Origin of the sequence: Nocardioides silvaticus (assembly GCF_003160695.1) — a bacterium.
In the GTDB taxonomy this organism is placed as follows: Bacteria; Actinomycetota; Actinomycetes; order Propionibacteriales; family Nocardioidaceae; genus Nocardioides; species Nocardioides silvaticus.
On sequence record NZ_QGDD01000006.1, the window covers coordinates 102,901 to 117,135 of the forward strand.

Consider the following 14,235-nt stretch of genomic DNA (forward strand, 5'->3'; position numbering starts at 1 on the left):
AGATGGCTACCAAGAACGCCGGGAGCACGGTCAAGACCGTCAAGGTCGAGCTCCCCAACGAGATCTTCGACGTCGAGGTCAGCGTCCCGCTGATCCACCAGGTCGTCGTCGCCCAGCAGGCCGCTGCTCGCCAGGGCACGCACGCCACCAAGACCCGCGCCGACGTGCGCGGCGGTGGCCGCAAGCCCTACAAGCAGAAGGGCACCGGCCGCGCCCGCCAGGGCTCGACCCGCGCGCCGCAGTTCGCCGGTGGTGGCACCGTCCACGGCCCGCAGCCGCGCGACTACAGCCAGCGGACCCCCAAGAAGATGAAGGCCGCTGCCCTGCGCGGTGCCCTCACCGACCGGGCCCGCAACGGCCGCATCCACGTCGTCGAGGGCCTCGTGTCCGGCGACAAGCCGTCGACCAAGGCCGCGCTGGCTGCGCTGCGGACGCTGACCGACCGCAGCAACTACCTCGTGGTCCTCGAGCGCACCGACTCCCTCACCTGGCTGTCGCTGCGCAACGCGCCCGAGGTGCACCTGGTCGCGGTCGACCAGCTGAACACCTACGACGTCCTCGCGAGCGACGACGTGGTCTTCAGCAAGGGCGCCTACGACGCCTTCGTCTCCGGCGCCGCCTACGGCAAGAAGGCTGCCACCACCGAGGAGGGCGACAAGTGAGCACCCTGCACAAGGACCACCGCGACATCCTGATCGCGCCGGTGGTGTCCGAGAAGAGCTACAGCCTCCTCGACGCCAACAAGTACACCTTCCTGGTGCACCCGGACGCCAACAAGACCGAGATCAAGATCGCGGTCGAGAAGATCTTCAACGTCAAGGTCACCTCGGTGAACACCCTCAACCGCCAGGGCAAGACCCGGCGGACCCGCTACGGCATGGGCAAGCGCAAGGACACCAAGCGCGCCATCGTCAGTCTTGCCGAGGGTCACCGCATCGACATCTTCGGAGGACCGAACTGATGGCAATCCGCAAGTACAAGCCGACCACCCCGGGCCGTCGTGGCTCCTCGGTGGCCGACTTCGTCGAGATCACCCGGACCACGCCGGAGAAGTCGCTGACGCGTCCGCTGCCCAAGAAGGGCGGCCGCAACAACCAGGGCCGGATCACCACCCGGCACCAGGGCGGTGGCCACAAGCGCGCCTACCGCATCATCGACTTCCGTCGCTACGACAAGGACGGCATCCCCGCCAAGGTCGCGCACATCGAGTACGACCCGAACCGCACGGCTCGGATCGCGCTGCTGCACTACGCCGACGGTGAGAAGCGTTACATCATCGCTCCCAAGGACCTGGTCCAGGGCATGCGCGTCGAGTCCGGTGTCGGCGCCGACATCAAGCCCGGCAACAACCTGCCGCTGCGCAACATCCCGGTCGGTACGACCATCCACTGCATCGAGCTCCGGCCCGGTGGCGGTGCCAAGATGGTCCGCTCCGCCGGCAACAGCGCCCAGCTGGTCGCTCGCGAGGGCTCCCGCGCGACGCTGCGTCTGCCCTCGGGCGAGATGCGCTTCGTCGACGTGCGCTGCCGCGCGACGGTCGGCGAGGTCGGCAACGCCGAGCAGTCGAACATCAACTGGGGCAAGGCCGGCCGCATGCGGTGGAAGGGCAAGCGCCCGACCGTCCGCGGTGTCGTCATGAACCCGGTCGACCACCCGCACGGCGGTGGTGAGGGCAAGACCTCCGGTGGTCGCCACCCGGTCTCGCCGTGGGGCAAGCCGGAGGGCCGCACCCGTCGGCGCAAGGCCTCCGACGCCCAGATCATCCGTCGTCGCAAGTCCGGCAAGGGTAGGAAGTAACAAGAGATGCCTCGCAGCCTGAAGAAGGGTCCCTTCGTCGACGACCACCTGATGAAGAAGGTGGACGCCGAGAACGAGAAGGGCTCCCACAACGTCATCAAGACCTGGTCGCGCCGGTCGATGATCGTCCCCGCGATGATCGGTCACACGATCGCCGTCCACGACGGTCGCAAGCACGTCCCGGTCTTCGTGTCCGACTCCATGGTCGGCCACAAGCTGGGCGAGTTCGCCCCGACCCGCACCTACCGCGGGCACGTCAAGGAAGACCGGAAGGGGCGTCGTCGATGACCGCCACTGACCGCCGGCGCACGAGCGCCCGCCGCGACTCGCTCCTCGGCGACCAGCCGGGTGCGTTCGCGAGCGCGCGCTACGTCCGGATCACCCCGATGAAGGCCCGCCGGGTCGTCGACCTGGTCCGCGGCCTGCCCGTGGACGAGGCGCAGGCGATCCTCGCCTTCAGCCCCCAGGCCGCGGCGAAGACCGTCGGCAAGGTGCTCGACAGCGCCGTCGCGAACGCCGGCACCACCGAGGGCCTCCCCACCGGTGACCTGGTCGTCTCGGTCGCGCACGTCGACGAGGGCCCCACGATGAAGCGGTGGCGGCCGCGTGCGCAGGGCCGGGCCACCCGGATCAACAAGCGCACGAGCCACATCACCATCGCGGTCCAGCCGGCCGACGCTGTTGCGAAGAAGGGCAAGAAGTAATGGGCCAGAAGATCAACCCGAACGGCTTCCGTCTCGGCATCTCCACCGACCACAAGTCGCGCTGGTACGCCGACAAGCTGTACAAGGCGTACGTCGGCGAGGACGTCGCGATCCGCAAGCTGCTCTCGAAGGGCATGGAGCGGGCCGGTATCGCCAAGGTCGAGATCGAGCGCACCCGTGACCGGGTCCGCGTCGACATCCACACCGCCCGGCCGGGCATCGTCATCGGCCGCCGCGGCGCGGAGGCCGACCGGATCCGTGGCGAGCTCGAGAAGCTGACCGGCAAGCAGGTCCAGCTCAACATCCTCGAGGTCAAGAACCCCGAGATCGACGCCCAGCTCGTCGCGCAGGGTGTTGCCGAGCAGCTCTCCGGCCGCGTCCAGTTCCGCCGCGCGATGCGCAAGGCCATGCAGACCGCGATGCGCTCGGGTGCCAAGGGCATCCGGATCCAGTGCTCGGGTCGCCTCAACGGCGCCGAGATGTCGCGCACCGAGTTCTACCGCGAGGGCCGCGTCCCGCTGCACACGCTGCGTGCCGACATCGACTACGGCTTCTACGAGGCCCGCACCACCTTCGGCCGCATCGGCGTGAAGGTGTGGATCTACAAGGGCGAGGTCGCCGGCACCCGTGCCGAGCGCCAGGCCCAGGCTGCTGCCCGCGCCGGCGTCCCCGGCCGCGGCGGTCGCCCCAGCCGTGGCGGTGACCGTCCGACCCGTGGGTCGCGCGGTGACCGTCCGACCCGCTCGGACCGCGAGTCCGGCGCCCCCGCCGCTTCCGGCGAGACCGGGGCCCCGGCCGCCGAGTCGAGCGCCACGCCGACCAATGAGACGGGGGCCTGAGCCATGTTGATGCCGCGTCGCGTCAAGCACCGCAAGCAGCACCACCCGAAGCGTCGGGGCGCTGCCAAGGGTGGCACCTCGCTCGCGTTCGGTGACTTCGGTATCCAGGCCGTCGAGGGTCACTACGTGACCAACCGGCAGATCGAGTCCGCTCGTATCGCCATGACCCGTCACATCAAGCGTGGCGGCAAGGTCTGGATCAACATCTACCCGGACCGCCCGCTCACCAAGAAGCCCGCCGAGACCCGCATGGGTTCCGGCAAGGGTTCGCCCGAGTGGTGGGTCGCCAACGTCAAGCCCGGCCGAGTCATGTTCGAGCTCTCCGGTGTGTCCGAGGACGTCGCCCGCGAGGCGATGCGTCGGGCCATCCACAAGCTGCCCATGAAGTGCCGCTTCATCACGCGAGAGGCTGGTGAGTTCTGATGGCGATCAACGCTGCTAAGGCTCACGAACTGGACGAGCTGAACGACATCGACCTCGAGGCCAAGCTGCGCGAGGCCAAGGAGGAGCTGTTCAACCTGCGGTTCCAGGCGGCCACCGGCCAGCTGGAGTCGCACGGCCGGCTCCGCACGGTCAAGAGGGACATCGCCCGGATCTACACCGTGGTGCGCGAGCGCGAGCTCGGCATCCGCACCGCTCCGGGTTCTGAGGAGGAGACGGCATGAGCGACCAGACTGTTCAGCGCAACTCGCGCAAGACCCGCGAGGGTCTCGTGGTGAGCGACAAGATGGACAAGACCGTGGTCGTGTCCGTCGAGGACCGCGTGAAGCACGCCCTGTACGGCAAGGTGCTGCGCCGCAACACGCGGCTGAAGGCCCACGACGAGCAGAACGACTGTGGCGTCGGCGACCGGGTCCTGATCATGGAGACGCGTCCGCTGTCCGCCACGAAGCGCTGGCGCGTCGTCGAGATCCTCGAGCGCGCGAAGTAACCCATCGAGTTCGGCAAGGCTCGCTGCCCTCTGAGGCGACGAGAACCGGCACGACAACCAGGAGAAACTGATGATTCAGCAGGAGTCGCGACTGAAGGTCGCCGACAACACCGGTGCGAAGGAGATCCTCTGCATCCGGGTTCTCGGCGGCTCGGGTCGTCGCTACGCCGGGATCGGCGACGTCATCGTCGCCACCGTCAAGGACGCGATCCCCGGTGGCAACGTCAAGAAGGGTGACGTCGTCAAGGCCGTCGTCGTGCGCACCGTCAAGGAGCGCCGCCGCGGTGACGGCTCGTACATCAAGTTCGACGAGAACGCCGCCGTGATCCTCAAGTCCGACGGCGAGCCGCGCGGCACCCGCATCTTCGGCCCTGTCGGCCGCGAGCTGCGCGAGAAGAAGTTCATGAAGATCATCTCGCTCGCACCGGAGGTGCTGTGATGACGAAGTCGAACGGCAAGAAGACGCCGAAGGTCTCCATCAAGAAGGGCGACACCGTCAAGGTCATCGCCGGCAAGGACAAGGGCGCCGAGGGCAAGGTCATCAAGGTGCTCCGCGAGGAGCAGCGGGTGATCGTCGAGGGTGTCAACCGCATCAAGAAGCACACCAAGGTCGTCAACCAGGGCGGCCGTGCGGGCAGCACCGGCGGCATCATCACCACCGAGGCCCCCATCCACGTCTCCAACGTGATGCTGGTCGAGGGTGACGGCGTCACCCGGATCGGCTTCAAGCGGGTCGAGGTGACCAAGCGTCGCCCTGACGGCTCGGAGTACTCCTCGACGCGCAGCGTCCGGATCTCCCGCAAGACCGGGAAGGAAATCTGATGACCGAGACCTCCGAGGCCACGGTGACCGAGAAGGTCACGCCCCGGCTCAAGACCAAGTACCGCGAGGAGATTCTCCCCGCGATCCGGTCCGAGTTCGAGATCGCCAACGTCATGCAGGTCCCCGGCCTGGTCAAGATCGTGGTCAACATGGGCGTCGGCGAGGCGGCTCGCGACTCCAAGCTGATCGAGGGCGCCATCCGCGACCTCACCCAGATCACGGGTCAGAAGCCGGCCGTCACCAAGGCGCGCAAGTCGATCGCCCAGTTCAAGCTGCGCGAGGGCATGCCGATCGGCACCCACGTCACCCTGCGGGGCGACCGCATGTGGGAGTTCCTCGACCGGCTGCTGTCGCTGGCGCTGCCCCGGATCCGGGACTTCCGCGGCCTGAGCCCGAAGCAGTTCGACGGCAAGGGCAACTACACCTTCGGTCTCACCGAGCAGGTCATGTTCCACGAGATCGACCAGGACAAGATCGACCGCAGCCGCGGCATGGACATCACGATCGTCACCACTGCGACGAACGACGAGCAGGGTCGCGCGCTGCTGAAGCAGCTCGGCTTCCCGTTCAAGGAGAACTGACATGGCGAAGACTTCGCTCAAGGTCAAGGCGGCCCGCAAGCCCAAGTTCGCGGTGCGCGGCTACACCCGTTGCCAGCGCTGCGGTCGGCCCAAGTCGGTCTACCGCAAGTTCGGCCTGTGCCGGATCTGCCTGCGGGAGATGGCCCACCGCGGCGAGCTCCCCGGCGTCACCAAGTCGAGCTGGTAACCACCACTAACAGCTGAAGGTCCACTCGCCCGGGTGCGGGCGGAAACCGCAGCAGAAGGAACACACATCATGACGATGACCGACCCGATCGCAGACATGTTGACTCGTCTGCGCAACGCCAACCAGGCGTACCACGACGCGGTGTCGATGCCGTACAGCAAGCTGAAGCAGGGCGTCGCGGAGATCCTCAAGCAGGAGGGCTACATCACCTCCTTCGACGTCGCGGACAACGAGAACGGCGTCGGCAAGACGCTCACGATCACGCTCAAGTACGGCCGCAACCGTGAGCGCTCGATCGCCGGCGTCCGCCGCATCAGCAAGCCGGGCCTGCGGGTCTACGCCAAGCACACGGGTCTCCCGAAGGTGCTCGGCGGCCTGGGCGTCGCGATCATCTCGACGAGCCAGGGCCTGCTGACCGACCGCCAGGCAAACCAGAAGGGCGTGGGTGGGGAAGTCCTCGCCTACGTCTGGTGACGAGACCAGGAAGAGAGGAACAGCAATGTCGCGCATCGGCAAGCTCCCCGTCCCGGTCCCGACCGGCGTCGACGTGGCCCTCGACGGCCCCGTCGTGACGGTGAAGGGCCCCAAGGGCACCCTCACCCACACCGTGGCTGCCCCCATCGTCGTCGAGAAGGGCGAAGGCGTCCTCGACGTCAAGCGTCCTGACGACGAGCGGGTCAGCAAGTCGCTCCACGGCCTCACCCGAACCCTGATCAACAACATGGTGGTGGGCGTGACCGAGGGCTACGAGAAGAAGCTCGAGATCGTCGGCGTGGGCTACCGCGTCCTGTCAAAGGGCCCGACCCAGCTGGAGTTCCAGCTCGGCTACTCGCACCCGATCATCTTCGACGCGCCGGAGGGCATCACCTTCACCGTCGATGGCCCGACCAAGCTCGGTGTCGTCGGCATCGACAAGCAGCAGGTCGGCGAGGTCGCGGCGAACATCCGCAAGCTCCGCAAGCCCGAGCCCTACAAGGGCAAGGGCGTCCGTTACGCCGGCGAGCACGTCCGCCGCAAGGTCGGAAAGGCTGGTAAGTGACCATGGCGATCACCCTCAAGCACCAGCGGCACCTCTCGGCGCGCGCGCAGTCGCGCCTGCGCCGCCAGATCCGTGGCCGCAAGAAGATCAACGGCACCGCCGAGCGTCCGCGCCTGGTGGTCACCCGTTCGAGCAAGCACATCACGGTCCAGGTCGTCGACGACCTGGTCGGCAAGACGCTCGCGTACGCCTCCACCATGGAGGGCGACGTGCGGACGTTCGACGGCGACAAGACCGCGAAGGCGAAGAAGGTCGGCGAGCTCGTCGCGGCCCGGGCCAAGGAGCTCGGCGTCGAGTCGGTCGTGTTCGACCGGGCCGGCAACAAGTACCACGGTCGCATCGCGGCCCTAGCAGATGGCGCCCGCGAGGGCGGCCTGACCTTCTGATCGCGAAGCAAGGACTGAGGAGAAATCATGAGCGGACCCCAGCGCGGACAGCGTTCTGGCGGCGACCGCGGCGGACGCGGCGGTCGTGACGACCGGCGCGGCGGTGCGGACAAGAGCCAGTACGTCGAGCGGGTCGTCGCGATCAACCGCGTTGCCAAGGTCGTGAAGGGTGGTCGTCGCTTCAGCTTCACCGCCCTCGTGGTCGTCGGTGACGGTGACGGTCTGGTCGGCGTCGGCTACGGCAAGGCCAAGGAGGTGCCCGCGGCGATCGCCAAGGGTGTCGAGGAGGCGAAGAAGAACTTCTTCCGCGTCCCCCGCATCCAGGGCACCATCCCGCACCCGGTCCAGGGTGAGAAGGCGGCAGGCGTCGTCTTCCTGCGGCCGGCGGCGCCCGGTACCGGTGTGATCGCCGGTGGCCCGGTGCGCGCCGTCCTCGAGTGCGCCGGCATCCACGACGTCCTCAGCAAGTCGCTGGGCTCGTCGAACCAGATCAACATCGTGCACGCGACCGTGACCGCCCTCCAGATGCTGGAGATGCCGGAGACCGTGGCCTCGCGCCGTGGCCTCCCGGTCGAGGACGTCGCCCCGTCGGCGCTCCTCAAGGCGAAGGCCGAGGGCGAGGCGGAGGCTGCTGCCGCCGCCAAGGCCGCCGCAGGGGTGAGCTCCTGATGGCGCAGCTCAAGGTCCAGCAGAAGAAGTCGTCGATCGGCTGCAAGCAGAACCAGCGCGACACCCTGCGCTCGCTCGGCCTCAAGCGCATCGGCGACGTCGTGGTCAAGGAGGACCGTCCCGAGATCCGGGGCATGGTCCAGACCGTCCGTCACCTCGTGACGGTCGAAGAGGTGAAGTGAAATGACGCTCAAGCTGCACCACCTGCGCCCCGCGCCCGGTGCCAAGAAGGACAAGATCCGCGTCGGTCGCGGTGAGGGTTCGAAGGGCAAGACCTCGGGTCGCGGCACCAAGGGCACCAAGGCCCGCTACCAGGTCCCGGTCGCCTTCGAGGGTGGCCAGATGCCGATCCACATGCGGTTGCCGAAGCTGAAGGGCTTCAAGAACCCCTTCAAGGTGACCTACCAGGTCGTCAACCTCGACAAGATCAGCGCGCTGTTCCCGGACGGTGGCGACGTCACCCCCGAGGAGCTCGTGGCCCGCGGCGCCGTCCGCAAGGGCGAGCTCGTCAAGGTGCTCGGCCAGGGTGACCTGACGGTCAAGGCCGCTGTCTCCGCCCACGCCTTCTCGGCCTCCGCCAAGGAGAAGATCGAGAGCGCGGGCGGCAGCGTCACCGTCCTGTGACCTGTTCTGTGACCGACTCGTGAGTGAGGCGCGGTCGCCCTGACAGCATCATCTGGCAGGGCGGCCGCGCCTTTCTCGCATCCTGTTAGGCTTCCCGACGGCCCTCAAGGTGTCGACGGCCCCGTGAAGAAAGAGGACCTTCAGTGCTCACCGCGTTCGTGAACGCATTCCGGACTCCGGACCTGCGGCGGAAGCTGCTGTTCGTCCTGTTCATCATCTTCGTGTTCCGGTTGGGCTCCCAGATCCCGGCCCCCGGGGTGCACGTCTCCAACGTCCAGCACTGCCTGGGCGACGAGGCCAACAACACCGGGATCTACAACCTGATCAACCTGTTCTCGGGCGGGGCGCTGCTGCAGCTCACCGTCTTCGCGCTCGGGATCATGCCGTACATCACGGCCAGCATCATCCTGCAGCTGCTCGTGGTCGTGATCCCGCGGTTGGAGGCCCTCAAAAAGGAGGGCCAGGCCGGTCAGACGAAGATCACGCAGTACACGCGCTACCTCACGCTCGGCCTCGCGGTGCTCCAGGCGACCGGCATCGTCGCGCTCGCGCGCACCGGCAGCCTGCTGCAGAACTGCGACACCGAGACCTATCCGCTGCTGCACCAGGACAACACGACGACGTTCCTGGTCATGGTCATCACCATGACCGCCGGCACCGCGGTGATCATGTGGCTCGGCGAGCTCATCACCGAGCGTGGCATCGGCAACGGCATGTCGATCCTGATCTTCACCCAGGTCGTCGCGACCTTCCCGGCCTCGCTGTGGGCGGTCCAGAAGAGCCAGGGCTGGTGGACCTTCGGCGTCGTGATCGCCATCGGTCTGGTCATCGTGGCCGCGGTCATCTTCATCGAGCAGGCGCAGCGCCGGATCCCGGTGCAGTACGCGCGGCGGATGGTCGGCCGCAAGATGTTCGGCGGCAGCTCGACCTACATCCCGTTGAAGGTCAACCAGGCCGGCATCATCCCGGTCATCTTCGCCTCCTCGCTGCTCTACCTGCCGGCGATGGCGGTGCAGTTCAACCAGACGAGCGACTCGGCGTGGGTGAAGTTCGTCGCCGACTACTTCGTCGTCGGTGACCACCCGCTCTACATGGCGACCTACTTCCTGCTCATCATCTTCTTCACCTACTTCTACGTGTCGATCACCTTCAACCCGCAAGAGGTGGCCGACAACATGAAGAAGTACGGCGGCTTCATCCCCGGGATCCGGGCGGGCAAGCCGACTCAGGACTACCTGTCCTACGTCCTTTCCCGCATCACGCTGCCGGGTGCTCTCTACCTGGGCCTGATCTCGCTGATCCCGCTGATCGCGCTGGTGATGATCGACGCCAACCAGAACTTCCCGTTCGGCGGCACGTCCATCCTGATCATGGTGGGCGTCGCGCTCGACACGGTGAAGCAGATCGAGAGCCAGCTCCAGCAGCGCAACTATGAAGGATTCCTGCGTTGAGGCTGATTCTCATGGGCCCCCCGGGCGCCGGCAAGGGCACCCAGGCCAAGTTCGTCGCCGACCACTTCGGGGTCCCGGCGATCTCCACCGGCGACATCTTCCGCGCCAACGTCTCCCAGGGCACGCCCCTGGGCGTCGAGGCGAAGAAGTACATGGATGCCGGTGAGTACGTCCCCGACGAGGTCACCAACCGGATGGTGCGCAACCGGATCGACGAGCCGGACGCCGACACCGGCTTCCTGCTCGACGGCTACCCGCGGACGCTCGCCCAGGTCGAGGAGCTCGACGGCATGATCGCGCACACCGGCCACCGCCTCGACGCGGTCGTGGTGCTGACGTGCGACCAGGACGAGCTCGTGGCGCGCCTGCTGGCGCGGGCGAAGACCGACGGCCGCGCCGATGACACCGAGGACGTCATCCGCCGCCGCCAGGAGATCTACCTGGAGGAGACCGAGCCGCTGATCGCCGTCTACCGCGACCGTGGCCTGGTCCACGAGATCGACGGGATGGGCGCCGTCGAGGACGTCACGAAGCGCATCTTCGAGGCCCTCGACAACATCGAGCAGAGCTAGATCCGCCCGCTCGTTGTTCAACACCAACCTCGAGATCAAGACCCCGGAGCAGATCCTGCTCATGCGGGAGGCCGGGCTCGTCGTCGCCGATGCGTTGGCGGCGGTGCGCGACGCCGTACGTCCCGGCGTCTCGACCGCCGAGCTCGACCGGGTCGCCGAGGACCTGATCCGGTCGAGGGGAGCGACACCGTCGTTCCTGGGGTACGGCGAGCCGCCGTTCCCCGCCACCATCTGCGCGTCGGTCAACGACGCCGTGGTGCACGGGATCCCCGGCGCACAGGTGCTGGCCGAGGGCGACGTCGTCTCGATCGACTGTGGAGCGATCGTGGCCGACGGGTCCGGGCAGGGCTGGCACGGTGACGCGGCGATCACGGTCGCCGTCGGTGCCGTGCCCCCCAGGGTCACCGAGCTGATGCGCGTCACCGAGGAGGCGCTCTGGCAGGGGCTGGCCGCCGCCCGGGTCGGCGGCCGGGTGGGCGACATCTCCCACGCGGTCGAGCACCACGTCGACACGCAGGGCGACTACGGCATCGTCGAGGGCTACACCGGTCACGGCATCGGCACCGAGATGCACCTGCCGCCCGACGTGCCGAACTACGGCCGTGCCGGTCGCGGCCCCCGGCTGAAGAAGGGCCTCGCCCTGGCGGTCGAGCCGATGGTCACCATCGGCTCCGCCGACACCCGGGTCGCCGAGGACGAGTGGACCGTCCTGACGACGGACGGTTCGGTGGCCGCTCACTTCGAGCACACCTTCGCCCTCACCGACACCGGCGTCTGGGTGCTGACCGCCCACGACGGCGGCCGGGCCGCGCTCGAGCGGCTCGGCGCTCCGTACGGTGGCCCCGCGTGATCGCCGACGGCCGCGACCTATCATCGAGCATGGCCCTTCCCGCGCGACCGCTGCTCTTCGCCTCCGGCGAGGACGCCTACGTTGCCGACCGGGTCCACCGCACCTGGAGCTCCCCGGACTGGGCGGACCCGGCCTGGGCCGACGGCGTCGTCGCCGCGCTCCAGCCGGGGGAGCGCGCGATCGGCGCCCTCTCCTTCGCCGCCGGCGCGCCGGGCATCCTGCACCAGGTCACCGGCTCCGAGCGGCCGCTCCACCGGCCCGCCACCCCGCCGCGTAACCGCTCCTATGACGTGCGCGAGTTCCCCAGCGCCGAGGCGTACGCCGACATGGTCCGTGCCGTCCTCGACAAGATCGCCGCCGGCGTGGTCCGCAAGGTCGTCATCGGCCGGTGCCTCGACGTCATCAGCGACCCGCCGCTCGAGCCCGCCGAGATCATCGACCGGCTGCTCGTCACCCGGCCCGGCCGCTACGTCTTCTCCGTGCCGCTGACCGAGACCCTCGACGAGGGCCCGCTCCTCGTCGGCGCCTCGCCCGAGCTCCTCGTCAGCCGCGAGGGCGACCGGATCTGCTGCACGCCGCTCGCCGGCTCCGTCCCGCGCTCGCCCGACCCCGACGAGGACGCACGCCGAGCCGGATCCCTGGCCGCCTCCGAGAAGGACCTCGCCGAGCACGCCTTCGTCGTCGACGCCATCGTCCACGCGCTGAAGGAGGTCTGTGTCGACGTCGAGCCGCCGACCGGCCCCGAGCTGCTCGCGACCGACACCGTCTGGCACCTCGCCTCCCCGATCACCGCGCGGCTCGAGGACCCGGCCACCGGCCCCAGCGCGCTCCGCCTCGCCCAGATGCTGCACCCGACTCCCGCCGTCGGCGGCGTCCCCGCCGCGGCCGCCGCCGAGGCCATCGCCGACCTCGAGGGCGACCTGCGCGACTACTTCGCCGGCTGCGTCGGCTGGGTCGACGGCTCCGGCGACGGCGTCTTCGCCATCACCATCCGCGCGGCCGTCATCGACGGCCCCCGGATGCGGCTGTTCGCCGGTGCCGGCATCGTCGCCGGCTCCGACCCCGACTCCGAGGTCCGCGAGACCGGAGCGAAGCTCGAGACGATGACGAAGGTCGCGGGACTGGGCTAGGCGCTGCGCTGGCTTTGATGTGGGGGCCGCGCGGGTGGGGCGGTGGTGCCGGGAGGTCCTCGGCCTGCGCGGGAGGGCTCGCGCCGGCGGGGCAACCACATCCGTCCCCCAGCAGCGCGGTCGCTTCGCTCCCGCGGTGCTGGGCGACGGAGCCAGACCCATCCACGCCCCGCCGGCGCGACCCTCCCGCTTGACCTGGACCTCCCGGCCCCACCGCCCGGCGAGCACGACCGACCCCTCGGGGTGGGTGGGCCTCACCTGTCGTGTTCGCCGGTGACCGGCCACGTGGCACATCGAAACCACATCCACCCCGTCGTGGAGCCGGGTGTGGCGCGGGCTCAGCGCAGCGGCTCCGCGGTCCCACGATGCGGCAACCGGATGCCCCTGTGGAAGGATGGGTACACCAGAGGGGAGTATTCCTCCGCCGCGTTCTCGTCATCACGACCGGTGCCCGACCAGGCCGGTCCGGGAGCGTGGGTCGCCGGCGGGCGACGGAAGAGACCTCGGGAGTCCGAACGACCCCGTATCACCGAGAGGCCCTCTGTGGACGTCACCACCCTGGAATGGACCATCACCCTCGCCGCCACCGTCGGCGTGCTGCTCTTCGACGTCGTCGTCATCGCACGCGACCCGCACGAGCCGACGATGAAGGAGTGCGCGGTCGCGCTCTGCTTCTACATCGGAGCGGCGATCGCGTTCGGCCTGTTCGTCTGGCTGCACCACGGCCATGACTACGGCATCGAGTTCTACACGGGGTGGTTGACCGAGTACTCGTTGTCCATCGACAACCTCTTCGTCTTCATCATCCTGATGTCGGCGCTCAAGGTGCCCCGGAAGTACCAGCAGGAGGCGCTGCTGGTCGGGATCGTGCTCGCGCTGATCTTCCGCGGCATCTTCATCGCGCTGGGCTACGCGCTCATCGAGAACTTCAGCTGGGTCTTCTACATCTTCGGTGCGTTCCTGGTCTACACGGCCTACGGGCTGGTGCGGTCCTACCGCTCGCACGAGGACGAGCACCCCGAGGACAACCGCATCGTGAAGTTCGCCCGCAGCCACCTCAACGTGGGCGAGAAGTACCACGGCCTCAAGCTCTGGTACCACGAGAACGGCGCCCGGGTGGTCTCGCCGATCGTGATCGTGATCATCGCGCTCGGCGTCACCGACATCCTGTTCGCGCTGGACTCGATCCCGGCGATCTTCGGCATCACCCAGGAGCCCTACCTCGTCTTCACGGCCAACGTGTTCGCGCTGATGGGTCTGCGACAGCTCTACTTCCTGCTCGGTGGACTGTTGAAGCGGCTGGTCTACCTGTCCCTCGGTCTGGCGTTCATCCTGGCGTTCATCGGGGTGAAGCTCTTCCTGCACGCGCTGCACGAGAACGAGCTGCCCTTCATCAACGGCGGTGAGCACGTGAAGTCGGCGCCGGAGATCTCCTCGCTCGTCAGCCTCGGCGTGATCATCGTGACGCTCGTGCTCACGGCGGTGGCGAGCCTGGTCAAGTCGTCGAAGGACCCGGAGGCCAAGGAGGAGGTCCTGGCCGAGGCCGGTGACCACGTCGACACCGACGACACTCCCGGGCCTGACTGGCGGGAGTGACCACGCGGGTCGCGGGGCACGGTTAAAGTTCTCGTGCCGTTTCCCGCTCCCGACCCC

General features: G+C 68.2%; 24 protein-coding genes. All 24 read left to right on the forward strand.

The features are described 5' to 3' along the window. Window positions 1-2: 2 nt before the first annotated feature. The 24 genes from rplD (at window position 3) to DJ010_RS14040 (ending at window position 14,178) form a co-directional block, all read left to right on the forward strand. Window positions 3-662 carry a 50S ribosomal protein L4 gene (gene rplD, locus DJ010_RS13925; RefSeq protein WP_109694760.1) on the forward strand — a complete coding sequence of 220 codons (660 nt, stop codon included), beginning with the start codon at window positions 3-5 and terminating at the stop codon, window positions 660-662. Next, window positions 659-961 (forward strand): 50S ribosomal protein L23, encoded by a 303-nt coding sequence (gene rplW, locus DJ010_RS13930; RefSeq protein ID WP_109694762.1) that lies wholly within the window; start codon window positions 659-661, stop codon window positions 959-961. Before rplD ends, rplW begins: the two co-directional genes overlap by 4 nt. Then, a complete protein-coding gene (gene rplB, locus DJ010_RS13935; protein WP_109694764.1) occupies window positions 961-1,797 on the forward strand; it encodes a 50S ribosomal protein L2 in 837 nt (278 codons plus the stop codon). Before rplW ends, rplB begins: the two co-directional genes overlap by 1 nt. A 6-nt stretch (window positions 1,798-1,803) precedes the next feature. Next, window positions 1,804-2,085: a 30S ribosomal protein S19 gene (gene rpsS, locus DJ010_RS13940; RefSeq protein ID WP_109694766.1), complete on the forward strand. Its 282-nt coding sequence runs from the start codon at window positions 1,804-1,806 to the stop codon at window positions 2,083-2,085. Continuing rightward, window positions 2,082-2,501, forward strand: coding sequence for a 50S ribosomal protein L22 (gene rplV / locus DJ010_RS13945; RefSeq protein WP_109694768.1), 420 nt, complete (start codon window positions 2,082-2,084; stop codon window positions 2,499-2,501). Before rpsS ends, rplV begins: the two co-directional genes overlap by 4 nt. After that, a complete protein-coding gene (gene rpsC / locus DJ010_RS13950) occupies window positions 2,501-3,340 on the forward strand; it encodes a 30S ribosomal protein S3 (RefSeq protein WP_109694770.1) in 840 nt (279 codons plus the stop codon). The genes rplV and rpsC overlap by 1 nt, the downstream gene beginning before the upstream one ends. 3 nt (window positions 3,341-3,343) lie before the next feature. Then, window positions 3,344-3,763 carry a 50S ribosomal protein L16 gene (rplP, locus tag DJ010_RS13955; RefSeq protein ID WP_109694790.1) on the forward strand — a complete coding sequence of 140 codons (420 nt, stop codon included), beginning with the start codon at window positions 3,344-3,346 and terminating at the stop codon, window positions 3,761-3,763. Next, the gene (rpmC, locus tag DJ010_RS13960) at window positions 3,763-4,005 is read left to right on the forward strand and encodes a 50S ribosomal protein L29 (RefSeq protein WP_109694792.1); all 243 of its coding nucleotides are present in this window, start codon (window positions 3,763-3,765) and stop codon (window positions 4,003-4,005) included. Before rplP ends, rpmC begins: the two co-directional genes overlap by 1 nt. Then, window positions 4,002-4,271 (forward strand): 30S ribosomal protein S17, encoded by a 270-nt coding sequence (rpsQ, locus tag DJ010_RS13965; protein WP_109694794.1) that lies wholly within the window; start codon window positions 4,002-4,004, stop codon window positions 4,269-4,271. The genes rpmC and rpsQ overlap by 4 nt, the downstream gene beginning before the upstream one ends. 70 nt (window positions 4,272-4,341) lie before the next feature. Beyond that, window positions 4,342-4,710, forward strand: coding sequence for a 50S ribosomal protein L14 (gene rplN / locus DJ010_RS13970; RefSeq protein ID WP_109694796.1), 369 nt, complete (start codon window positions 4,342-4,344; stop codon window positions 4,708-4,710). Then, complete coding sequence (gene rplX, locus DJ010_RS13975) at window positions 4,710-5,093, forward strand: 50S ribosomal protein L24 (RefSeq protein ID WP_109694798.1); 384 nt, start codon at window positions 4,710-4,712, stop codon at window positions 5,091-5,093. The genes rplN and rplX overlap by 1 nt, the downstream gene beginning before the upstream one ends. After that, window positions 5,093-5,674 (forward strand): 50S ribosomal protein L5, encoded by a 582-nt coding sequence (rplE, locus tag DJ010_RS13980; protein ID WP_109694799.1) that lies wholly within the window; start codon window positions 5,093-5,095, stop codon window positions 5,672-5,674. Before rplX ends, rplE begins: the two co-directional genes overlap by 1 nt. 1 nt (window position 5,675) lies before the next feature. Further along, complete coding sequence (locus DJ010_RS13985) at window positions 5,676-5,861, forward strand: type Z 30S ribosomal protein S14 (RefSeq protein WP_056599702.1); 186 nt, start codon at window positions 5,676-5,678, stop codon at window positions 5,859-5,861. A 69-nt stretch (window positions 5,862-5,930) separates the two neighbouring features. Next, window positions 5,931-6,335 carry a 30S ribosomal protein S8 gene (gene rpsH / locus DJ010_RS13990; RefSeq protein ID WP_109694802.1) on the forward strand — a complete coding sequence of 135 codons (405 nt, stop codon included), beginning with the start codon at window positions 5,931-5,933 and terminating at the stop codon, window positions 6,333-6,335. Between the two features lie 25 nt (window positions 6,336-6,360). Further along, complete coding sequence (rplF, locus tag DJ010_RS13995) at window positions 6,361-6,900, forward strand: 50S ribosomal protein L6 (protein ID WP_109694804.1); 540 nt, start codon at window positions 6,361-6,363, stop codon at window positions 6,898-6,900. 2 nt (window positions 6,901-6,902) lie between these two features. Beyond that, entirely contained in the window at window positions 6,903-7,286 is a 384-nt protein-coding gene (rplR, locus tag DJ010_RS14000) for a 50S ribosomal protein L18 (RefSeq protein ID WP_109694806.1), read from the forward strand. Between the two features lie 27 nt (window positions 7,287-7,313). Beyond that, window positions 7,314-7,955 (forward strand): 30S ribosomal protein S5, encoded by a 642-nt coding sequence (gene rpsE / locus DJ010_RS14005; protein ID WP_109694809.1) that lies wholly within the window; start codon window positions 7,314-7,316, stop codon window positions 7,953-7,955. After that, entirely contained in the window at window positions 7,955-8,137 is a 183-nt protein-coding gene (gene rpmD, locus DJ010_RS14010) for a 50S ribosomal protein L30 (RefSeq protein WP_109694811.1), read from the forward strand. The genes rpsE and rpmD overlap by 1 nt, the downstream gene beginning before the upstream one ends. Window position 8,138: 1 nt before the next feature. After that, window positions 8,139-8,579, forward strand: coding sequence for a 50S ribosomal protein L15 (gene rplO, locus DJ010_RS14015; protein ID WP_109694813.1), 441 nt, complete (start codon window positions 8,139-8,141; stop codon window positions 8,577-8,579). 143 nt (window positions 8,580-8,722) lie between these two features. After that, entirely contained in the window at window positions 8,723-10,030 is a 1,308-nt protein-coding gene (gene secY, locus DJ010_RS14020; protein ID WP_109694815.1) for a preprotein translocase subunit SecY, read from the forward strand. Then, on the forward strand, window positions 10,027-10,602 hold the full coding sequence (locus DJ010_RS14025; protein ID WP_109694817.1) for an adenylate kinase: 576 nt from the start codon (window positions 10,027-10,029) through the stop codon (window positions 10,600-10,602). Before secY ends, DJ010_RS14025 begins: the two co-directional genes overlap by 4 nt. Window positions 10,603-10,615: 13 nt before the next feature. Next, on the forward strand, window positions 10,616-11,452 hold the full coding sequence (gene map / locus DJ010_RS14030) for a type I methionyl aminopeptidase (protein ID WP_109694819.1): 837 nt from the start codon (window positions 10,616-10,618) through the stop codon (window positions 11,450-11,452). Window positions 11,453-11,481: 29 nt separating this feature from the next. Further along, window positions 11,482-12,582, forward strand: coding sequence for an isochorismate synthase (locus tag DJ010_RS14035; RefSeq protein ID WP_109694821.1), 1,101 nt, complete (start codon window positions 11,482-11,484; stop codon window positions 12,580-12,582). A 543-nt stretch (window positions 12,583-13,125) separates the two neighbouring features. Beyond that, complete coding sequence (locus DJ010_RS14040; RefSeq protein ID WP_109694823.1) at window positions 13,126-14,178, forward strand: TerC family protein; 1,053 nt, start codon at window positions 13,126-13,128, stop codon at window positions 14,176-14,178. The last annotated feature ends 57 nt before the right edge of the window (window positions 14,179-14,235 follow it).